The sequence below is a fragment of the Exiguobacterium sp. AT1b genome, from assembly GCF_000023045.1.
Classification (GTDB): Bacteria; Bacillota; Bacilli; order Exiguobacteriales; family Exiguobacteriaceae; genus Exiguobacterium.
In genome coordinates, this window is the sequence record NC_012673.1 from 1,300,884 (window position 1) to 1,322,227 (window position 21,344).

Genomic DNA, 21,344 nt, shown 5'->3' on the forward strand with positions numbered 1-21,344 from the left:
ACAACTATTAAGGAGGACATCATCATGTCAATGAAAACAGCAGTCATTATCGGAGCCGGTCCAGGAATTGGTCTTCATACAGCGGAACGATTCGCCAAAAATGGTTATCAAGTCGCGTTACTCGCTCGAAACGCTGATCGTCTAATGGACTATGAAAAACAACTTGCAAAGAAAGGATATAAAGCGAAACGGTTCGAAGTCGATACGCGATCAGAAGAGGATTTAAAATTGGTAATGGATCAAATCTATGACACGTTCGGCTCCATCGATGCGGTCGTCTACAACGCCATGGCTGCGACACCAGGTCGTCCAACTACGCTTTCTTCAGCGGACGTCATCCGCGATTTCGAAGTGAACGTACTTGGCGCATTGATGAGTGCACGCTTTGCCGCCCCGCTCATGAATACGGGTTCCATCTTGTTGACAGGTGGCGGACTCGCACTTTACCCGTCGGCAGACTACGCCTCGCTCGCCATCGGAAAAGCTGCACTCCGTAATCTCGCCTATAGTCTTCATGAAGAATTGGCCGACTCCTCGATTTACGTCGGGACATTGACCATTAAAGGGTTCGTACAAGAGGGGACTTATTTCGCACCAGACCGCATCGCGGAAGCATTATATGACATGCATGTTCAGCAAACGGAAGTTGAGCGCATGTATGGGGAGGACCATGCATGAGCACGCTCGTCATCCTCGCCCACCCGAACTTAGAAACGTCTCGTGTCAACAAAGCATGGAAAGAAGCTCTCGAACAGCATCATGAGGTGACTGTTCATGACCTGTATGCGACTTATCCCGATTTCAAAATCGATGTGACACGTGAACAGCAATTACTGGTGTCACACGACCGGATCGTGTTTCAGTTCCCGTTCTATTGGTACAGTAGCCCAGCCCTCTTGAAGGAATGGCAAGATGTCGTCCTCTCCTATGGATGGGCGTATGGACAATCGGGTACACAATTACATGGGAAAGAATTTGTCTTAGCCGTCTCAACGGGTGGTCCCGCTGACGCTTATCGACCGGATGGGTATAATCGTTTTATGATGGAGGAATTGTTGTCACCGTTTCGCGCGATGGCGAACCTGACAGGCATGACGTATCTCCCTCCTTATATTGAGAGTGGTGTGCGGACACTCACAGCCGAACAATTAGAACTGAGCGCACGTCATCTTGTAGAACACGTCACCGAGGTTCATCTCATTCGAAAGTGAGGAGTATCTATGGCTACTTTTTTGTATCAAGATCGAACATTTGAATGCCCCGTACAATTGAGCATGAATGTCATTATGGGGAAATGGAAAGTGCTTGTGTTATGGCACGTGTTACGCCGCCCTCGTCGTTACGGTGAACTGAAGCGATTGATTCAAGGAATCAGTCACAAAGTTTTGGCTGAGACACTCAAATCTCTTGAAGAAGACGGTTTCTTGTTACGAATTGATTTTCATGAAAATCCCCCACACGTCGAATACCAATTGACCGATCAAGGTCGAGAACTAGAGCCGGTTTTACTCGCCCTACAACAATGGGGTATGCGCTATAAAACAGAGTCACTCACCTAAAAGTGCGTACTTGTCCTCCTTTGTATAGCTGATACGATTGAAGAAAGTCATCGTATTCACCTAACGAAGGAGGAATTTTTTATGAAATCCGTATTATTGGTCGTATCCAACCCAACTGTCTCGACCACAACAAATTGGCCAGTCGGTTTTTGGTTATCTGAATTGACGCACCCGTATGATGTGTTGAGTGCAACAGGTCATCAACTGACGATTGCTAGTCCAGACGGTGGCAAAGTCGAGTGGGATGCGCTGAGCGATCCGACACATGAAAGTGGTTACTCGAAACATGATACGTTGTCTCTCAAGTATCTAGACGATGCTGATTTCCTTGCTTTGCTAGAAAATACGCCAAAAATTAGTGATCTCGACCTTTCCGGTTTCGATGCGATTCTCGTTGCCGGCGGACAGGCACCCATGTTTACGTTCCAAGATGCCGACTCATTAAAAGAAGCATTCGAAGCGTTCTACGCAAGCGGAAAACCTTCTATCGCCCTTTGCCACGGAACGAGTTTATTGTTATACCTGCAAGAGGAAAATCGTCCATTCGTTGAAGGTAAAGTGATGACAGGATTTACAAACGAAGAAGAAGATCAGGCCGATGCATCCGTAGGAATGAAAGTCATGCCATTCCGAATCGAAGAAGAAGCGATCAAGTTGGGCGCTCATTTCAAAAAAGCTGAACCTTGGACACCATACGTCGTTCGAGATGGTCATTTAATCACTGGTCAGCAACAAGAATCTGGCCAAGCTGTCGCAGAAGAACTCGTTCGCTACTTTGAAGGTACATGACGAGGGAGGAGATGACATGAGTGAGTGGTCTCGACCACATGTTCATTCAACCGAAGGACATCGACAAGCTTCCTGGATCGAACTCTTTTTCGACCTTGTGTTTATCGCCTCACTGGCAGAAGTCATTCACTATGTAGAAGCGCATCTTGCAGATGGTTTCGTTCATACAATCATTTGGTTTTTCATCCTGTTCACAGCACCTTGGATTGTGTGGAGGAGTTCCACTTTCTATTCGGATCGGTATGAAGAAAATACGACACGTCACCGTCTACTCATGATTGTTCTCATGGTCCCAATCGGATTGTTCGCCTATTCGATTCATTACACAACCAATCACGAGTATGGATGGTTCGTCTTAAGCTTTGTCCTATCTCGTTTTTGGCTGTTGTTTATGTGGGGAAGCATCAAGATGACCGAGTCAGCTCAGCGTCAGACGTTCCGTGTCTTACTGATTGGTCATGGAATCGCAATGATACTCGTGACTCTCGGGTGGTTGACCCATTGGATGATTCCGCTTGTCACGATTGCACTTCTGATCGAACTATTTCAGACGCTGTTTACACTCCGGTCCCATGAAAAACTCCCTGCCCTCACGCATAACCATCTACCTGAGCGGTTCGGGCTCTTCACGATGCTCGTCCTTGGGGAAGGCGTGCTCGGAGTCATCTATATCTTGAGCGAATCATCTCAGTTGTTACTGCCATTCCTCTTGTTTTTACTCATTGTTGCTTGCTTTTGGATTTACTACGATCAAGTCATATACCGCCTATTCGAACCGACCGCCTGGCATATTTACTGGTGGAGCATGTGGAATTTAGGGATTGTCGCTTCACTCTTACTCATCCGTTCTACCTTTATCGGTTTGAAAGTAGAAGACCCGAAATCGATGCTCTTACTGTTAATCGGTGTACTCCTTTTCCTATTCACGACAGGAGGCTCTGGCATCGTTGGCAAAAAAGATGAGTTGTCGCAACGTATGACTCGACACTTTCTTCAATTACGGTTATTACTCGGTTCTTTTCTAATCGGGGGATATTGGTTGATCGACTCTGTCTATCTTTTTGTATCCATGACAATCGTTGTCCTCTTCATCGTCCTATTGCAAGGAATGTATTATTGGGTTAGACACTTAAAGCCTCATGCACAAAATTAAAAGAACTCCTACCGATGAAAATCGGTAGGAGTTCTTTTAATTTGCCGAATACTGAGCCCTTGGCCCACCAATCAGTTTCGGTCTCGTGACCGCAAACGTGACGTACGCCTCGCCGAGATGCTTCGATGACAACCGGACCGGAATGGCGACCGGCTTCAAATGCATCCCAATTAATGTCGAGCCGATATCAATCCCGGCATCTGCTTGAATCGATTCGACGACACATGGCTCCTCGAAGTTCGCATACGCCTTCTCCGACATCGCCCCGCCCGCGGAACGGACCGGGACGACCGTCACTTCAGTGAGGCCGAACTGTTTGAGTGTCCGGCGCTCAACGGTGAGGGCACGATTGATATGCTCACACCCTTGAAACGCCAAATGGACACCTGTCTTCTCTCTAAATTCAAGGAATGCTTCCATCAATTCGCTTGCGACATCATTGGAACCTGCCTTCCCAATCGTTTTTCCGAGCACTTCACTCGTCGAGCATCCGATGACGAGAATGCGCTCATCATTCAACGGGAACCGTTCGTGAAGCTCCGTCAAAAATCCGAGAAGTTCCGTCTTCATTTGACTCACTTCGATTCGTAAGCACTCATCTTGTCGACACGGTTTGAATGGCGACCGCCTTCAAAGTCCGTATCGAGCCACGTCGTCACCAAGTCGAGTGCAAGACCAGGTCCGATGACACGCTCGCCCATCGTCATGATGTTCGAATCGTTATGCTGACGTGTCGCTTTTGCACTGAATGAATCATGGACGAGTGCCGCACGAATCCCTTTGACTTTGTTCGCCGCAATCCCGATTCCGATTCCCGTACCGCAAATCAAAATCCCACGATCGAATTCACCTGCCGCTACCGCTTCCGCGACCGGGATGGCCACATCCGGGTAGTCAATCGAGTCCGCTGAGTGCGTCCCGAAATCTTTATACTCATGTCCGAGTTCCTCAAGCAAGGCTACGATTTCTTTCTTCAAGTTGAAGCCGCCATGATCAGCGCCAATTGCAATTTTCATTCGTTCATTCCCCCGTCTTCTTTGGTAGGCGTCTCGGTGGTTTCGTCACCTTTGACCCATCATTCGTTAATTTTAACACAAGTCGATTCACGAGTGGTTCGAGCTCGTTTCGCACTTGGCGATACACATTCATCGAACCGCCAAACGGGTCGTTGATGTCTCGCTCGAGTCCCGTCACGAATTCATAGAGCGTGTACGTCCGCTCCGACAAATCCGGGTATGTATCCCGAATTTGTTCACGGTGTGCGCGTGTCATCGTCAAGATGATATCCGCCCAATTCCCTAACACTTCATCGAACGTCTGGGTGACATGATCGAGCTCAATCCCACGTTCTCTGAGAACTTGCAGTGCATTTTCAGAAGCATCGAATCCTTGCATCGTCCGTAGACCGGCTGAGCGAATATCAAACTCGTCCCCGGTCATCTTCGAACGGAGCAAGGCCATCGCCATCGGGCTTCGGCACGTGTTGCCACTACATATGAATAATACGCGTTTCATTGACATCGCGTGTCCTCCTCTATGTCTTTAGGCATCTTTCGTCGGGTGCACAACCTTTCCGCCCGCCGCTTTGTATAAACGGTTATAGACGGCTAATGCAACTCCGACCGGTTCAATCGTGTTCACATAAATCTCATCCACGTCTGTTTCATCAAATCGACGAAGCGCATCGTATAAGCGTTGCGCCGCCACTTCCATCGAGGTCCCGAGTGAATACGTGACCTCAGCCGGTGTCGGGTTCTCGTCGAAGACGAGGGCACCGATTCGTAACCCCGCTTGCTTCCGCTCCTCGATGACACGCTCCAAATCTTCACGTGTCCCATCGACTAAAAAAACAGGTGCTGTCGGGGCATAGTGCGTATATTTCATTCCCGGCGATCGTGGCGCGGCTTCATCGTTGCTCAAATTGGCATCTAAGGCGACTGGGCCAATGACGGCTTCCATTTCTTCTCGCGTCACACCACCTGGTCGTAAAATCGTTACCGTGTCACCCGTACAATCCACAACGGTTGACTCGACTCCGATTCCGGTAGGACCTCCATCCACGATTCCTGCGATTCGTCCGTTCAAATCATCCGCGACGTGTTGAGCGGTCGTCGGTGAAGGACGTCCCGAACGATTCGCACTCGGAGCCGCAAGTCCTAATCCCGACTTACGAATTAATTCGAGTGCTGCCGGATGGTTCGGCATCCGGAGCCCGATGGAATCGAGGCCCGCGGTCACGAGCGAAGAGGCTCGGCCGTTTGAAGGCAAGATGATCGTCAAAGCGCCTGGCCAAAACGCATCCATCAAGCGTTTGGCAACAGGAGGAATCGAATCGACAAACAAACTCGTTTGTTCGATTGAAGCGATATGGACGATGAGCGGGTTATCCGACGGACGACCTTTTGCCTCAAAAATCTTTCGAATTGCCACATCGTTCATGGCATCTCCCGCGAGACCATAGACGGTTTCTGTCGGCATGGCGATGATTTCACCCGCTTGAAGAAGACGTACCCCCTCTTCAATCTCATTCGAATTAATCCATTTCGTTTCCATACGCAATCCCTTCCCTTACGGCATAGACGATACGGTCCTTGCCGTTTATATCTTTTAAAATACCCGTTTCTGCTTCAGGATAACGTTCAGACAGTAATGATTTCACATCTTGTCCTTGGTTATACCCGATTTCAAACGCAATCAAATGCCAATCGGCACGTAAAACGCGCACCGACTCTGCAATCAATTGCCGATACATGTCGAGCCCATCTTTTCCTCCGAAGAGGGCGAGATGCGGTTCGTAGCCGACGACCGTCTCATCCAACAATTCATCCGCCTCGATATAGGGTGGATTTGAGACGAGAACGCGAATCGAGTGGTCCGCAATCGGGGCGAGCCCGTCGCCTTCATAAAACTGTACAGTTGCCCCGAGCGCGGCTGCATTTCGCTTAGCGACTTCAATCGCCTCACGCGAAATATCAACGGTTTGCACGCGTACTCCGAGCTCAAGGCTCAACGTGATTGCGATTGCTCCGCTTCCCGTTCCGACATCGACAATCTCATCATCCTTCACGTGACGAAGTTGCCCAAGCACCCAATCAATCAATTCTTCCGTTTCTGGTCTCGGAATCAACACGTCCCGGTTCACTTCAAACGAGCGCCCGTAAAAGGGAGCATGTCCAATCACGTGCTGTACCGGTTCTCCCATCAATAAACGCTCGATTCCCGCCTCGAACCGTGCCGCTTCATCTGAGGACAATTCATCCGACAAACGAACGAGAAGACCCGTGCGGTCGACTTGTAGCACATGTATGAGCCACCACTCGGCAGCCGCACGGTCACGTCCAGCTTCATCTAGCCGTTCTTCCGTCTGTTTAAGTAGCGCGGCAATCCGCATCATTCAGCATCCTCCATCAGACGTGCCTGTTCGTCCATGATGAGTGCGTCGATAATGTCTTCGAGTTCACCTGCTAGGACACGGTCCAACTTTTGAAGGGTCAAGCCGATCCGATGATCTGTGACACGACTTTGCGGGAAGTTATACGTGCGGATCCGTTCGGAACGGTCACCTGTTCCGACAGCCGATTTACGCTGTGCCGATAATTCTTCCATATGTTCGCTTTGCATCTTGTCATAGAGACGTGCCCGTAGGACCTTCATCGCCTTGTCTTTATTTTTATGTTGCGACTTCTCATCTTGGCACGATACGACGAGTCCTGACGGGATGTGTGTCAAACGGACAGCCGATTGCGTCGTGTTGACCGATTGCCCACCTGGACCAGATGAAGTGAACGTATCGACCCGTACGTCCTTCATATCAATGTGCACTTCGACATCCTCCGCCTCTGGGAGAACGGCTACCGTAGCTGTGGACGTATGGATTCGTCCGCCCGACTCCGTCGACGGGACCCGCTGCACACGATGTGCTCCGTTCTCAAACTTGAGCTTTGAATAGGCGCCTGCCCCGTTGATCATGAACGTCACTTCTTTAAATCCACCGAGTTCGGTATAGTTCGCGTCAATCAGTTCCACTTTCCAATTTTGACGTTCAGCAAATCGCGTATACATCTTATACAAATCTCCCGCAAAGAGCGCCGCTTCGTCTCCGCCTGCCGCCCCTCGGACTTCGACGATGACGTTCTTTTCATCGTTCGGGTCTTTTGGAAGCAATAAAATCCGCAGTTTCGCCTCTAGCTCTTTGACTTCTGGCTCGAGGAGGTTCATCTCTTCTTTTGCCAATTCGCGCATCTCGGCGTCGAGCGTCCGGTCTTCAAGCATCGATTTCGCTTCCTTGAACGCCTGACTTGTCTCTTTATACTGACGATACATCTGTACCGTCTCTTCTAGTTGTGCCTGCTCTTTCGAATATTGTCTCAACTTCGTCGAGTCACTGAGCACCTCAGGATCGGCGAGCATTTCATTCAATTGCATGTAACGATCTTCTAATACACTTAAACGGTCAAACATGATGATCCGTCCTTTCTCCGTCAAATCAAACTCTATCTATTATAGCAAAAAAACGGACCGCCGAGGGCGGTCCGTCGATTCATCAGTCTACCACCGTATGGCGGACCGGATGTGGTTTATTCGGTACATCATGACAATGTCGGCATCGTGGTTCGTAAGACTCGGAAGCCCCGACCAAGATGACCGGGTCCTCATACCGAGCCGGTTGCCCGTCAATCAGACGCTGTGTCCGTGAAGCAGGCGCGCCGCATGATAAACAGATTGCCTGTAGTTTCGTCACGAACTCCGCGCGTGACAACAGTTCAGGCATCATCGTGAACGGTTCGCCCCGAAAGTCCATGTCGAGCCCGGCGCAGATGACGCGTTTGTCTTCGTTCGCAAGTTGTTCGATGACGTCCACAATTCCCTCATCAAAGAATTGTACCTCATCAATCGCGATGACCTGTGTTTCTTCACGTACAGCATCATATAATTCTTGGCTCGATGCGATCGGCACGGCCACGACCGAGTTCCCTGTGTGTGAGACGACGTTCTCTTCATGATACCGGTCGTCGATTGCTGGTTTGAACACTTGGACCGGAATCTTTCCATAATGAGCACGGCGGACTCGGCGAATCAATTCCTCCGACTTCCCCGAAAACATACTCCCACAAATCACTTCAATCCAACCATATCGGTTCGTCACATGCATCATTGTTCTTCGCCCTCTCCATCGATAATCGCTTTCCGATTATACCTATCTTTCGAGTTGAGGAAAAGGGTTGACTTCTCCTAAATGCTGATTGAAAGAACTCCGTCCTTTATTCGTCAGCGTTCGCCTCTTTTTGTTCATCGATTAATTTCAATTTACGCGCGAGCGGTCGAATCGTGAGACCGTGCAGTGTGACGGAAATGAAGACGAGACCGAGTGTGAGCGGCAACATTTGCTTCGCATCGTCAATCCCGAGATGCGCGACTTCTTCAGCAAAGAATCCCGCGACCGTCATCGCGACAATCCCGCGTGGGGCAATCCAACCGATGAATCCTCGTTCCGCTAGCGGCAAACCTCCACCGATGGTCGACAAGTAAATCGCAACTGGGCGAACCAAGAACAGAATGCCCGCAATCGTCAAGAGAAGCGGCCATTGGAAAATATTCAACAGCTCGGCCCGGGACAGGGAAGCCGTCAACAAGATGAAGACAGACGAGATGAGCAAGATTGAAATATCCTCTTTGAATGATTGCAGTTCTTCGATGATTTCTTCATCCCGATGCTTCGTATTGGCCATCGTCATCCCCATCGCCGTCACGGCGAGAAGCCCGACTTCATGCATCATAAGCTCACTGAGTGAGAATAAGATGAGGACAGCCGTCAACGTAACCGAGGCACGGAGATAGCGAGGTACTTTTTCTGCCACAAACCATCCCATCAAGAGATGGCCGAACAAGTAACCGAGTCCAATCCCTACAATACAGGCACCTGCAAAGAGAAGTTGCATCCATAAATCCATACCTTCATATACGATGTATCCAAGTCGAACGACGAAGAGTCCGAGTAATGCTCCGACAGGATCGACAATGATGCCTTCCCACTTCAAAATCGCTCCGACCCGATCTTTCAAATGTGCTTGACGTAACAACGGAATGACGACAGTCGGACCCGTCACGACGAAGAGCGCCCCCATCGTCCAGGCGACGACCCAATGTAATCCTCCTACATATTGAATGAGTAGCGACATCCCGACAAATGAGAGCGCGACTCCAATCGTGACAATCCGGACGATCGACCTCCGGAACTGATTGATTTCGCTAAAGTGAAGCCCAAGACTTCCTTCGAATAAGATGATGGCGACCGCAAACGAAATGATGGGACTATATAAATCCCCTAATAATTCACGCGGGTCGAACAGCCCGAGGATCGGACCGGCCAATACTCCAGCGAGCGTCATAATGATGATTGCCGGGATTTGATAACGCCATGCCAACCATTGAGACATGATGCCGACCCCGATCAACAAGCTGATACTAATGAGTATAAATTCCATAACGGCCCCCTCACGACATACTTTCGTCTCTTTACCCGTGTCGATGCAACAAAAAACCGCCAAGGGCAATCCCTAGGCGGTGAGCATACAACTTTACGATTAACGTTGGTATTTCTTGTTGAAGCGCTCGATACGACCATCTGCAGATGCGAATTTCTGGCGACCTGTGTAGAACGGGTGCGAATCAGAAGATACATCGACACGGATGAGTGGGTACTCGTTTCCATCTTCCATCGTGATTGTCTCGTTAGAGTAACGAGTTGAACCAGTGATGAATTTGAATTCTGTCGTCGAGTCCATGAATACGACTTTACGGTATTCTGGGTGGATTCCTTGTTTCATTGCTTTTCAACTCCTTCGGCCCTAAGTATTCTTTCAACCTAGAGAAAGTTCACTAGAATATAATATCACCCTACTATAGGTTTTACAAGTCTGTTTTCGTTTTTTTCACCGGTCGTCTTTTTTTCTTATCTGCCTCTAGCGCAGCAAAAAAGTCGAGGTTTGTTTTCGTCTCACGGACACGGCGTAAGAACTGTTCGACGAAGTCTGGAGACTCGTTCATCGTACGACGAATCGTCCAGAGCGAATCGAGTTCGTCCTTCCCGAGTAACAACTCTTCTTTCCGTGTTCCCGAGCGACGAATGTCGATTGCAGGGAAGATCCGGCGCTCTGCCAATTTCCGGTCCAGATGCAGTTCCATGTTCCCCGTTCCTTTGAACTCTTCATAGATGACGTCGTCCATTCGCGATCCGGTATCGACGAGCGCTGTCGCGAGGATAGTCAGGCTGCCCCCATCTTCGATATTCCGTGCCGCTCCGAAGAACTTTTTCGGTTTGTGGAACGCCGCCGGGTCAATCCCACCCGAGAGTGTCCGTCCGCTTGGTGGAACAGACAGGTTGTACGCACGCGTCAAGCGTGTGATGGAATCGAGTAGGATGACCACGTCTTTTTTATGTTCCACGAGACGCATCGCGCGTTCGAGAACGAGTTCTGAAATACGCGCATGGTTTTCCGGTGTCTCATCAAAAGTCGAGAACGCCACGTCCGCATCCGGTACAGAGCGTTGAATATCCGTCACTTCCTCTGGTCGTTCATCGATTAGAAGAATGATCAATTCGACGTTCGGATGATTCGTCGTGATCGAGTTGGCAATCTCTTTTAAAAGCGACGTTTTCCCCGCTTTTGGTGGTGCCACAATCAACCCGCGTTGGCCAAACCCGACTGGTGCGATCATATCCATGACACGAACCGAAAGATGGGTCGGCTCTGTCTCGAGCACCATCTGTTGTTCTGGATAAATCGGTGTCAATGCCGGGAAATAATCACGCGAACGCGTCGAGTCCGTCGACTCTCCGTTGACCGCTTCCACACTCAACAAACCTTGGAACCGTTCATTCTCTTTCGGTTTACGGACCTTCCCTGTGACGAGGTCTCCGTTTCGAAGATTGAAGCGACGAATTTGCGATGCGGCGATATAGATGTCTTCGGAAGATTGAGAATAGTTGATTGGTCGGAGGAATCCAAATCCGCCATCATTTTGAGACTGTGGATTCGGTGGGATGATCTCTAAAATACCTTCGAGGAAGTATAAATCTTTTGATTCGGCCTGTGATTTCAAAATACGGAACATGAGCTCACGCTTCCGCGCTTCTCGGAAGTTCGGTACTTTGACTTCTTTGGCAATCTCATATAATTCTTTCAACGTCTTCGTTTCAAGCTCACGAAGTGTATAGTTCTTTGTCGGTTCTGTCTGTTGACTCATTCAAGTCACCTATCTTTCTACATTTCATTACAAGAAGAATTCAACTTGATTCATTTGTTCTGCCATCATCTAACCACATTTTTTCAAAGCCGTCACTGTACAAAACGACTATTTTGCTCAAGCATTTCCCTCATGTACAAATTCTTACACGGATTCGAAAGGTTTTGTAACAAAATAAGTGCTATATCCACATATTGTTTCATTTTTGTTACAAGAAAACGCTTTTTTGACTTGCGATTGAAAAATGCTATCGGTCTTGCGCATGATATAGTTTATTTGCACAGGAAACCGGGTATATCTCGCAACTTGTGCTCTACCATAAAAATTACTCGATTTGTCATATACGAATGTCTTGATTTTAAAAAACGGAGGGATTTACACAATGTTAAAGCGTATTGCATCAATCGTTGTCGCTGCCACTGTCGCTTTCTCGGGTCTTATGTTCTCAACAGGTGAACAAGCAGAAGCCGCTACCGGTACATTTGCTTACTCGAAAGTAAACGGTTTGAACATCCGTACTGCCCCGTCACTTACGTCATCGAAAGTCGTCGCGAAAATGGATAAAGGTCAACGCTATACATACCTTGGTAAATCCGGTTCGTTCTACAAAATCAACTACAAAGGCACACACCGTTACATCTCAGCATCTTCAACGTATACGTACTTGAAAGCGAGCACGTCGACATCAACAACGGTTTCAACGTCATCTTCAAGCAAACGTTCGAAACTCGTCGCTGAATCGAAGAAATATCTCGGAACACCATATCGCTATGGCGGAACAACAACTGCAGGCTTTGACTGCTCAGGATATACTGGACACGTTTATAAGAAAGCAATCGGAAAAACACTTCCACGTTCTTCACGTCAGCAATACTCAAGCGCGAAGAAAATCTCGAAGTCATCGATCCAAGCGGGTGACCTCGTCTTCTTCTCACATTCAGGCGGAACGATTCAACACGTTGGAATGGCACTTAGCAAAACACAAATGATCAACTCAGAAACAGGCGGCGTGAAATACGCGAGCTTCACTTCTGGATACTGGGCACCACGCTACGTTGGCGCTGGATCATACCTTTAATACAACATCACGACTCGGTTCATCGGAACCGAGTCGTTTTATTTTTGCTTCAACGCCCCTCTCGCGTTCGTCGCCGCAAAGACGATCATGAGCACGCTCATCGTCCCAGCCACTGCAAGTCCAGCAGATAAAGCACCCCAATCAATCTCGGGTTGAGTCAGAACCGCCCGCATCCCTTCGAAGATATAAGTGGTTGGATTGAACGTCGCCGCCACTTTTAACCACTCTGCCTCAATCAATTCTTTAGGAACGAACGTCGTTGACAAGAAGATGAGTGGGAAGAACAAAAGGGTACCGGCCTGGGCCGCTTGAGCGTTTCGCGTCTTCAAGGCGACACCTACTGAATATCCTGCGAAACCAAGTCCAAATCCAATCGCGAGCAGGACGGTGAAGAAGAAACCGACTGCCCCGACTGGAATTGTGAGACCGAGGAGAAATGCGACTGCAAAGATGAGTAGCGTTTGAACGAGCAATTGCAACATCCCCGCAATCATTGGTCCGAGCACAATCGCGGTGCGCGTCGCCGGTGTCAACAAGAGCCGTGCGAAGTAGCCACTCTCAATATCTCGCACAAGCGCCTGTCCAGTCCCTCCTGCTCCCCCGACCGCACCTGAAACAATCGAAACGGGTAAGATGAAGTTCAAATAATCGCTCCCTTCGAACTGAGGCAATGAGGCCACGCTCGATAGTCCGCTCGTATACACAAGTAAAAAGAAGACAGAGATGATTAAGTTCGGAATAAATGAGAACGGATTTCGGATGGTCGTCACCAAACTCCGTTTCGTGAATAGCCATGTCTCAGTCCACACGAATCTCGCCTCCTTCGTATGACTCGCCTGTCACTTTCAAGAACACATCATCAAGCGACGGTTGTTTGACAGTCAATCGCTCAGGTTGTAGCCCTTGTTCATCTAACGAACGAACAATCTCCGTCAACGTCACGTCACGTAACTCAAACGACACGTGTGTGCCGTTCGGAGTTGTATGGAATCTTGTGGCGGCTAGGGTCGCTTCCGATTCCGAGGCAAAGTCCATCGCGATTGTTTCACCACCGACGAGCTGTTTCAACTCTTCGGCCGTTCCTTCACTCACTATCTTCCCATGGTTGATGATGGCAATCCGGTCCGCTAACTCGTCCGCTTCTTCTAAGTATTGGGTCGTCAAAAAAATCGTCGTCCCGAATTCCTCGTTCAATCGACGTACTTCATTCCAAATCTCGATCCGGCTCGCCGGATCGAGCCCTGTCGTCGGTTCGTCTAAAAACAAGACCGTCGGACGATGGACGAGTGTGAGAGCCAAGTCGAGACGTCGCCGCATCCCACCGGAATAGGTACCACTCCGGCGATCGGCCGCATCCGTCAGTGAAACGACTTCGAGTAACTCACTCGCTCGACGTTGCGCCTCTTCATTCGACATCTTAAACAAACGTCCTTGTAAGACAAGAAGCTCTCGTCCCGTCAGTACTTTATCGATCCCCGTTTCTTGTAAGGCGACCCCAATCGATAATCGGACATCTTTTTCTTGTTTGACGACATCGAATCCATTGACTCGTGCCGTTCCAGATGTCGGTCTCACGAGTGTCGTCAACATTTGCACCGTCGTCGATTTACCGGCACCGTTCGGACCTAAAAACGCAAAGATTTCCCCTTCTTTCACAGAAAATGACACGTCATCGACAGCCGGAACATCCTTGAATGTCTTGACGAGTCCTTCTACTTGAATCATCACACCCACCTCCTGACTACCCATTCCCGTTTTCTGACGCTTTCATCACAAAAAAGTCGTGGACGTTTACACATCCACGACTTCTGATTATTCTGGTTTCATAACCATTTTTGGTTTTTTCGTAAGCGAGTGGTTCCCTTCGACGAAACGAACGGTACCAGATTTTGCACGCATGACGACCGAATGAGTCTGTCCACCTTGTGACGTAAATTGGACTCCACGTAACAGCTCTCCATCTGTGACACCGGTCGCGGCAAAGATACAATCTTCACCTTTCACCAAGTCATTGAGGAGGAGGATGCGATCCGTATCTTCGATTCCCATGTCATGGCAACGTTGTTTCTGCGCTTCGTCTTCCGGGAGCAAACGTCCTTGGAAGTCTCCACCTAAACACTTCATCGCCACAGCCGCGATGACACCTTCTGGCGCCCCACCTGAACCGAGAAGCAAATCGACACCCGTTTTCGGGAAGGCGGTGTTGATGGCCGCGGCGACGTCCCCGTCCGGAATCAATTTGATTCGCGCACCGGTCGCGCGGACACGTTGAATGGTTTCTTCGTGACGATCCCGATGTAAAATCGTGACGACGACATCTTCCACGTTTTTCTTCTTCGCTTTCGCCACGATTTCGATGTTCTCTTCAATCGAATTGTCGAGACTCACGAGTCCCGCCGCTTCCGGTCCGACTGCGATTTTGTCCATATACATGTCTGGAGCATGAAGGAGATCGCCTGCATCCGCGACCGCGAGAACCGCAAGGGCTCCCCACGTCCCTGTCGCTACGATGTTCGTTCCTTCTAACGGGTCGACGGCGACATCGAGACGAGAGCCGTAGCCATTCCCGACTTTTTCTCCGATGTATAGCATCGGGGCTTCATCCATCTCCCCTTCACCGATGACGACAATCCCTTTCATCGGAATCGTGTCAAATACGTCGCGCATGGCGGTCGTTGCCGCATCATCCGCTTCGACTTTTAATCCTCGTCCCATCCAACGGGCTGAAGCAAGTGCCGCAGCTTCTGTCACCCGAACCAGTTCCATCGATAAACTTCGTTCCACCCGAAATCTCCCCTTTATACCTCGGTATGTTCCTCCACCCAAACGAGCGCACCGAGTTGTTTTAATTTGCCGACAAAGTCGACATACGAATCATTCAGTCGTTCTGCATGCAGTAGCGTCGATTCTCCAGATGCTTGGAGCGCCGACAGTACCAGGGCCGCAGCACTCCGTGCATCGGTACATTCCATCTCTGCGTTCGCCAGTTGATTCCCGCCACGAATGACAGCCGACGCATCTTCCAAAGTGATTTGCGCATTCATCCGTCGCATCTCGGCGATGTGGCGGAATCGTTGCGCATACAATTTATCCGTAACGACACTCGTTCCGTCCGCTTTTAGTAAGGCCGCCGTCATCACCGGTTGCAAGTCGCTCGGATACCCTGAGTAATGGAACACACGAATGTCTGTTGGCATGAATTGGTTCGCCGTCACGGTAATTGATTCTTCACCGACCTCGACGTCCGCTCCGAAGTCCAACAGTTTTTGAATGACCCCTTCGAGATGTGTCGGAATGACCGGTTGAACGGTCACGTGACCAGATACGGCACCGAACATCATGAATGTTCCGGCCTCGAGACGATCCGGAATCAGTGTGTGCGTACAACCGTGGAGTCGCTCTACCCCTTTGATTCGAATCTCATCCGTTCCGGCCCCACTCACATGTGCCCCCATCGATGTGAGCATCGTAGCCACATCGACGACTTCCGGGTCGCAGGCCGCGTTTTCGATGACCGTCGTCCCTGTCGCTAAAACAGCCGCAAGCATCGCACTCACGGTTGCCCCAAACGACCGCAAGTCCAAGTAAATTCGATTCCCGACAAGTTCATCGACCCGGACATGATAGAGACCTGATTCATTCTCGACGTGAATGCCGAGACGTTCCAACGCTTTCAAATGTAAGTCAATCGGCCGTGGACCAATCGCATATCCTCCAGGTAACCCAACCGCCCCTTTTCCGAAGCGAGCCGCGAAGACCCCGAGCAAGTAGACAGCGGCACGGACTTTCCGCGTCTCAGAACCGAGAAGTGGCATGGCGACCGCCTCATTCGAATGAATGGTCGTCCGTTCGCCATCACGTTCGACTCGAACCCCGAGCTCTTTCAACAAATTGACCATCACTTCCACATCTTCAATCATCGGAACGTTTTCAATCGTCACCGACTCTTCCGTGAGAAGTGCAGCCACAAGGCAAGGGAGGGCACTCTGTTTCGCCCCGCTAATCTCGACGGTTCCTTCTAATTTTTGCTGCCCAACGATATGGAGAATTTCCACGCTGATCAAAACCTTTCTACGACGGACTTATTTGGATTGAGCGTTGTTCCAATCCGCTAAGAACTGCTCAATACCTTTGTCTGTGAGCGGATGTTTCATCATCTGTTCGATGACTTTGTAAGGGACTGTCGCAATGTCAGCCCCGAGAAGTGCAGCTTTTGTCACGTGAACCGGGTGACGCACAGATGCTGCGATGATTTCTGTCTCGATGCCATGGATTGCAAAGATGTTCGCAATAGTTTCCACTAAATCGAGCCCATCTTGTCCGATGTCATCCAAGCGTCCGATGAATGGAGAAACGTATGATGCTCCGGCGCGTGCCGCAAGTAACGCCTGGTTGGCGTTAAAGATGAGCGTGACATTCGTCTTGATCCCAAGCTCTTTGAACTGTTTTACCGCTTCCATCCCCGCTGGTGTCATCGGTACCTTTACCGTAATATTCGGCGCGATGGCGGCAAGTTCCTTTCCTTCTTCCACCATACCCGGCGCATCAAGTGCAATAACTTCGGCGCTGACCGAGAGATCCCCGACGATCTCACAGATTTCACGAAGTCTTGTATGGAAATCGACACCTTCTTTGGCGACGAGCGATGGATTCGTCGTCACGCCTCCAATGACGCCCATTTGATGAGCTTTTTTAATGTCTTCCACATTTGCTGTGTCAATGAAAAAACGCATATGTGTCTCCTCCTTAATTTGTGATCGCTTACAATCTCTATTATGAGGAAAGACTAGTCGAATTACTACTCCCTTTGTCAGATTCGACAAACGGTGATATAGGAAACGATACAAAAAGTCGGTCCTCATAGAGAACCGACTTGATCAAACAGGATTATGCTTGGTTGCTTGAACCAAACTCACGCATCTTGCCAGTAACGACGTTATAAATCGCTTCGATACCAGGTCCGATAATTTTACGTGGGTCATATACTTTTGCATCAGCAGCAACTTTCTCACGTACCGCACGAGTCCATTCTTGTTGGCACTCTGTGTTAACGTTGATCTTGCTGTGGCCGAGCTCGATTGCTTTTTTGATTTGGTGCTCAGGAATACCTGATCCGCCGTGAAGAACGAGTGGAGTTTGTGTCGCGTTTGCGATTTCTTCCATCTCTTTGAAGCCAAGTTTCGGCTCGCCTTGGTATTCACCGTGTACAGAACCGAGTGCTGCAGCAAGTGCATCCACTTTCGCTTCTTTGACAACACGTACACACTCATCGAGGTCAGCGTATTGTACGCCACCGATAACGCCGTCTTCTTCGCCGCCAACTGTACCGACTTCTGCCTCAACAGAAGCACCCTTAGCGTGCGCGTACTCGACAACTTGTTTCGTCATTTCGATGTTTTCATCGATCGGGTGGTGTGAACCGTCGATCATGACTGACGTGAAACCAGCGTCGATCGCTGCTTTACACTTATCGAATGAAGAACCGTGGTCAAGGTGGATTGCAACTGGAACAGTGATGTTGTAGTCGTGCATAAGACCTTCAACCATTTTGACAACTGTCGTGAAGCCACCCATGTACTTCGCTGCACCTTCTGATACACCGAGGATTACTGGTGATTTCTCGTCTTCCGCAGCGCGAAGAATCGCTTGCGTCCACTCGAGGTTGTTGATGTTGAATTGGCCGACTGCATACTTGCCTTCGAATGCTTTGTTAAGCATTTCTGTCATTGATACTAATGGCATAATGACATCCTCCTGTCTGTTCGCTATTATACACGTTTGGGAAAAGTTCCCCCGTGCAATTCGTTCCCATTATAACACACCGTAAAACATGTGCCTATGCTATTCGGGCATAGAAACGGCTTAGCGCAAGCGTTTACATATGTCATCTTGGTGACGAAACGTCAAATTTTCAAGACTTCTTTCACTTTTTCAATCATTCCATAAATATCAAACGGCTTCTCAAATTGTGCTGTGATTCCGAGACGGCGCACTTCTTCAATCACCGCTTCTTCCCCAAACGCCGTCATGATCATGACAGGTGTGTCTAACGGTTTCTCGCGCATGCGTCGCAATACTTCATGTCCAAACATACGAGGCATATTCATATCGAGCAATACCAAATCATATTGCTCCCGCTCTAAAAACTCCCAGGCGCTGATGCCGTCTTGCGCCGTGTCCACGTCTACACCCATGTTCGTGAACACTTGCGCGAGCATCGTACGAATTCCGTCCTGGTCATCTGCTATTAACATCCGTGACATGCATGTCCCTTCTTTCATTCATCGTTTACCATATTCAAACAATTTAACCTTACCAAACTCATCTCTTTTTCGCGACGTCTATCTTTTGAAATCAAGGGAACGATGGCTCGGAATTATCTTCTTCTTGTTCTTCCTTCAACTGTTCAGGTACGTCTAGGACATTCACTTGCTCGTAGTCGGTCACTTCCGCATCTTCTTCTTTCACAAATACCCGCAGATAGTTTCCTTCCGGTAACAACCCAGAAGTGCCAATCGACAGAGGACGTTTTTTTCCATCCTCATCGTATCCGATGAGATCATAGCGATAGCCGGATGAAGTTTGTGTCGCCACTTCAGCACTTGGAACTTTGACATAATAGACATCGGCCAATAATCGATTGGGATCGACATAACGCCAACCTACTACTAATAGAACACCAATCAATAGGATGGCAACGAGATTTCGTTTCATAAAAAGTTCTCCTTCAATCTAAGAATCACTACTTATGAGGTATACCGTTATTCCGAATCGACGAAACCATGCCACAAAAAAGGTTCATCCTGTTTAGAATGAACCTTTCCTTCGATACAGTGCATTACGATTCGACAGTCACAGGCACAACTGCGATTTCAATCTCTTTCTCGACCTCTTCACGCTCTTCTTTCAAACGCTCATCCGACCATTTGAAGACGTCGGCCATGCAACGAAGGACACCGTCTTTGTATTGACGGACGAAATCGATATCAAAGAACATCGCTCCGGTCCGACGAATCAAGAAGTCGATGGCACGAACGACCGACTCTTCTTCAATGCCATAAATCAACTGCGCATAGACGACCTCTGGCAAGTCATACGCGTTCGAGTCCATCCGCTCGATGACGCGGTCAATATTCGAACCGTATAGACGGACGAGTTCTTCCGCGTGGTTTGCGTCTAGACCGTGATTTTGAAGTTCTTTCGTTTTCTTCTCAAGGAAGTCTTTGAAGCCTTTCGAACCGCCGACGTGACCACCTGACATCGGCATATGCTTCGTCCGGCTCGCCAAGTAAACGACGCCTTCTTCTTCTTTTAATAATTTCGCGACAAGGTCGACGACTGTTTCTGACATCTTCCGATATCCTGTCAATTTACCGCCGGCAATCGTGATCAAACCGCTGTCTGACTGCCAAATTTCGTCCTTACGTGAAATTTCAGAAGGGTCTTTTCCTTCTTCATAAATCAACGGACGAATACCCGCCCAGCTCGATTCTACATCGTCTGCCGTGACATGGACGTCCGGGAACATATAGTGAATCGCATCCAAAATATAATCGCGGTCTTCTGTCGTCATGCGTGGATGGGCTTTGTTTTTATCAAAGAACGTGTCCGTCGTTCCGACGTACGCTTTGTTTCCGCGTGGAATGGCAAAGACCATGCGCCCGTCTGGTGTATCGAAATAAATTGCCTGTTTGAGTGGGAATTTCGATTGATCGATGACGAGGTGAATTCCTTTCGTCAAACGAAGTTGTTTGCCTTTTTTCGAGTTGTCTTCTTCCCGTAACTCATCGACCCATGGACCGGTCGCATTGATGATTTTCTTCGCATAGACGTCATATGTCGCCCCATCGATTTGGTCTTCAACGTGTACACCGGCTACTTTGCCGTTTTCGTAAATCAACCCCGTCACTTTCGCATAGTTCATGAGAAGCGCACCATGGTTTGCCGCTTCTTTCGCCACTTCGATTGTCAATCGCGCATCATCCGTCCGGTACTCGACGTAATAACCGCCTCCGACTAAATCATCTTTTTTCACGAGCGGTGCTTTCTTGATGACTTCATTCGGTTTGAGCATCATGCGACGTTCTGCCCGTTTGACGCCTGCGAGGAAGTCATACACCATCAGTCCGATTGAAGTTGAGAAGGGGCCAAACGTGCCTCCTTTATGCATTGGCAACAACATCTGTTCCGGTGTCGTGACGTGTGGACCATTCTCATACACGATGGCACGCTCTTTCCCGACTTCTGCGACGAGCGCCACTTCAAATTGTTTCAAATAGCGGAGTCCCCCGTGAACAAGTTTCGTCGAACGACTTGATGTCCCGGCCGCAAAGTCTTGCATCTCGAGGACAGCTGTCTTCATCCCACGCGACGATGCATCGAGCGCAATCCCCGCTCCTGTAATCCCGCCACCGACAACAAGAACGTCATGACGTTCACTCGTCAGTTGTTCATATCGTTTCGCTCGTTCTTTCGCTGAGAAATTTCTGATTTCCATCTTATTCCCTCCTATAGTAAG

At 49.2% G+C, this 21,344-nt stretch carries 25 protein-coding genes; 6 read left to right on the top strand and 19 right to left on the bottom strand.

The window, feature by feature from the left end; all coding sequences use genetic code 11:
- Window positions 1-24 precede the first annotated feature (24 nt).
- From EAT1B_RS06595 to EAT1B_RS06615, 5 genes are all read left to right on the top strand, one after another.
- Window positions 25-678 (top strand): SDR family oxidoreductase, encoded by a 654-nt coding sequence (locus EAT1B_RS06595; RefSeq protein ID WP_012727374.1) that lies wholly within the window; start codon window positions 25-27, stop codon window positions 676-678.
- Window positions 675-1,211: an NAD(P)H-dependent oxidoreductase gene (locus EAT1B_RS06600; protein WP_012727375.1), complete on the top strand. Its 537-nt coding sequence runs from the start codon at window positions 675-677 to the stop codon at window positions 1,209-1,211. Before EAT1B_RS06595 ends, EAT1B_RS06600 begins: the two co-directional genes overlap by 4 nt.
- Window positions 1,212-1,220: 9 nt before the next feature.
- Window positions 1,221-1,559 carry a helix-turn-helix domain-containing protein gene (locus EAT1B_RS06605; RefSeq protein ID WP_012727376.1) on the top strand — a complete coding sequence of 113 codons (339 nt, stop codon included), beginning with the start codon at window positions 1,221-1,223 and terminating at the stop codon, window positions 1,557-1,559.
- An 81-nt stretch (window positions 1,560-1,640) separates the two neighbouring features.
- Window positions 1,641-2,348, top strand: coding sequence for a type 1 glutamine amidotransferase domain-containing protein (locus EAT1B_RS06610; protein ID WP_012727377.1), 708 nt, complete (start codon window positions 1,641-1,643; stop codon window positions 2,346-2,348).
- 16 nt (window positions 2,349-2,364) lie between these two features.
- On the top strand, window positions 2,365-3,501 hold the full coding sequence (locus EAT1B_RS06615) for a low temperature requirement protein A (protein ID WP_012727378.1): 1,137 nt from the start codon (window positions 2,365-2,367) through the stop codon (window positions 3,499-3,501).
- 36 nt (window positions 3,502-3,537) lie between these two features.
- Here the strand turns inward: EAT1B_RS06615 and EAT1B_RS06620 are convergent, their stop codons facing one another.
- From EAT1B_RS06620 to rho, 10 genes are all read right to left on the bottom strand, one after another.
- Entirely contained in the window at window positions 3,538-4,080 is a 543-nt protein-coding gene (locus EAT1B_RS06620; RefSeq protein ID WP_012727379.1) for a TIGR01440 family protein, read from the bottom strand.
- Window positions 4,077-4,517, bottom strand: coding sequence for a ribose 5-phosphate isomerase B (gene rpiB / locus EAT1B_RS06625; protein ID WP_012727380.1), 441 nt, complete (start codon window positions 4,515-4,517; stop codon window positions 4,077-4,079). The genes EAT1B_RS06620 and rpiB overlap by 4 nt, the downstream gene beginning before the upstream one ends.
- Before the next feature lie 4 nt (window positions 4,518-4,521).
- Window positions 4,522-5,022, bottom strand: coding sequence for a low molecular weight protein arginine phosphatase (locus EAT1B_RS06630; protein ID WP_012727381.1), 501 nt, complete (start codon window positions 5,020-5,022; stop codon window positions 4,522-4,524).
- A 21-nt stretch (window positions 5,023-5,043) separates the two neighbouring features.
- Window positions 5,044-6,054, bottom strand: a complete 1,011-nt coding sequence (locus tag EAT1B_RS06635; protein ID WP_012727382.1) for an L-threonylcarbamoyladenylate synthase — start codon at window positions 6,052-6,054, stop codon at window positions 5,044-5,046.
- On the bottom strand, window positions 6,035-6,895 hold the full coding sequence (gene prmC, locus EAT1B_RS06640; RefSeq protein ID WP_012727383.1) for a peptide chain release factor N(5)-glutamine methyltransferase: 861 nt from the start codon (window positions 6,893-6,895) through the stop codon (window positions 6,035-6,037). The genes EAT1B_RS06635 and prmC overlap by 20 nt, the downstream gene beginning before the upstream one ends.
- Window positions 6,892-7,962, bottom strand: coding sequence for a peptide chain release factor 1 (prfA, locus tag EAT1B_RS06645; protein WP_012727384.1), 1,071 nt, complete (start codon window positions 7,960-7,962; stop codon window positions 6,892-6,894). The genes prmC and prfA overlap by 4 nt, the downstream gene beginning before the upstream one ends.
- 82 nt (window positions 7,963-8,044) lie before the next feature.
- Window positions 8,045-8,656, bottom strand: coding sequence for a thymidine kinase (locus tag EAT1B_RS06650; RefSeq protein ID WP_012727385.1), 612 nt, complete (start codon window positions 8,654-8,656; stop codon window positions 8,045-8,047).
- A 106-nt stretch (window positions 8,657-8,762) separates the two neighbouring features.
- Window positions 8,763-9,986: a sodium:proton antiporter gene (locus tag EAT1B_RS06655; protein ID WP_012727386.1), complete on the bottom strand. Its 1,224-nt coding sequence runs from the start codon at window positions 9,984-9,986 to the stop codon at window positions 8,763-8,765.
- 99 nt (window positions 9,987-10,085) lie between these two features.
- Entirely contained in the window at window positions 10,086-10,328 is a 243-nt protein-coding gene (locus EAT1B_RS06660) for a type B 50S ribosomal protein L31 (protein WP_012727387.1), read from the bottom strand.
- Between the two features lie 82 nt (window positions 10,329-10,410).
- A complete protein-coding gene (gene rho, locus EAT1B_RS06665) occupies window positions 10,411-11,748 on the bottom strand; it encodes a transcription termination factor Rho (protein ID WP_012727388.1) in 1,338 nt (445 codons plus the stop codon).
- Window positions 11,749-12,130: 382 nt separating this feature from the next.
- On the opposite strand from rho, the gene EAT1B_RS06670 reads away from it, so the two are divergent.
- Entirely contained in the window at window positions 12,131-12,826 is a 696-nt protein-coding gene (locus tag EAT1B_RS06670) for a C40 family peptidase (RefSeq protein WP_012727389.1), read from the top strand.
- Between the two features lie 38 nt (window positions 12,827-12,864).
- Here the strand turns inward: EAT1B_RS06670 and EAT1B_RS06675 are convergent, their stop codons facing one another.
- From EAT1B_RS06675 to EAT1B_RS06715, 9 genes are all read right to left on the bottom strand, one after another.
- The gene (locus EAT1B_RS06675) at window positions 12,865-13,635 is read right to left on the bottom strand and encodes an ABC transporter permease (protein ID WP_012727390.1); all 771 of its coding nucleotides are present in this window, start codon (window positions 13,633-13,635) and stop codon (window positions 12,865-12,867) included.
- Window positions 13,625-14,551, bottom strand: a complete 927-nt coding sequence (locus EAT1B_RS06680; protein WP_012727391.1) for an ATP-binding cassette domain-containing protein — start codon at window positions 14,549-14,551, stop codon at window positions 13,625-13,627. Before EAT1B_RS06680 ends, EAT1B_RS06675 begins: the two co-directional genes overlap by 11 nt.
- An 87-nt stretch (window positions 14,552-14,638) precedes the next feature.
- The gene (glpX, locus tag EAT1B_RS06685) at window positions 14,639-15,610 is read right to left on the bottom strand and encodes a class II fructose-bisphosphatase (protein ID WP_012727392.1); all 972 of its coding nucleotides are present in this window, start codon (window positions 15,608-15,610) and stop codon (window positions 14,639-14,641) included.
- A gap of 14 nt (window positions 15,611-15,624) precedes the next feature.
- Window positions 15,625-16,881 (bottom strand): UDP-N-acetylglucosamine 1-carboxyvinyltransferase, encoded by a 1,257-nt coding sequence (murA, locus tag EAT1B_RS06690; protein ID WP_012727393.1) that lies wholly within the window; start codon window positions 16,879-16,881, stop codon window positions 15,625-15,627.
- A gap of 27 nt (window positions 16,882-16,908) precedes the next feature.
- On the bottom strand, window positions 16,909-17,559 hold the full coding sequence (fsa, locus tag EAT1B_RS06695) for a fructose-6-phosphate aldolase (RefSeq protein WP_012727394.1): 651 nt from the start codon (window positions 17,557-17,559) through the stop codon (window positions 16,909-16,911).
- Window positions 17,560-17,713: 154 nt separating this feature from the next.
- On the bottom strand, window positions 17,714-18,568 hold the full coding sequence (gene fba / locus EAT1B_RS06700; protein WP_012727395.1) for a class II fructose-1,6-bisphosphate aldolase: 855 nt from the start codon (window positions 18,566-18,568) through the stop codon (window positions 17,714-17,716).
- A gap of 161 nt (window positions 18,569-18,729) precedes the next feature.
- A complete protein-coding gene (locus tag EAT1B_RS06705; RefSeq protein ID WP_012727396.1) occupies window positions 18,730-19,089 on the bottom strand; it encodes a response regulator in 360 nt (119 codons plus the stop codon).
- Between the two features lie 91 nt (window positions 19,090-19,180).
- Window positions 19,181-19,540: a YxeA family protein gene (locus EAT1B_RS06710; protein ID WP_012727397.1), complete on the bottom strand. Its 360-nt coding sequence runs from the start codon at window positions 19,538-19,540 to the stop codon at window positions 19,181-19,183.
- A gap of 124 nt (window positions 19,541-19,664) precedes the next feature.
- The gene (locus EAT1B_RS06715; protein WP_012727398.1) at window positions 19,665-21,323 is read right to left on the bottom strand and encodes a glycerol-3-phosphate dehydrogenase/oxidase; all 1,659 of its coding nucleotides are present in this window, start codon (window positions 21,321-21,323) and stop codon (window positions 19,665-19,667) included.
- Window positions 21,324-21,344 lie beyond the last annotated feature (21 nt).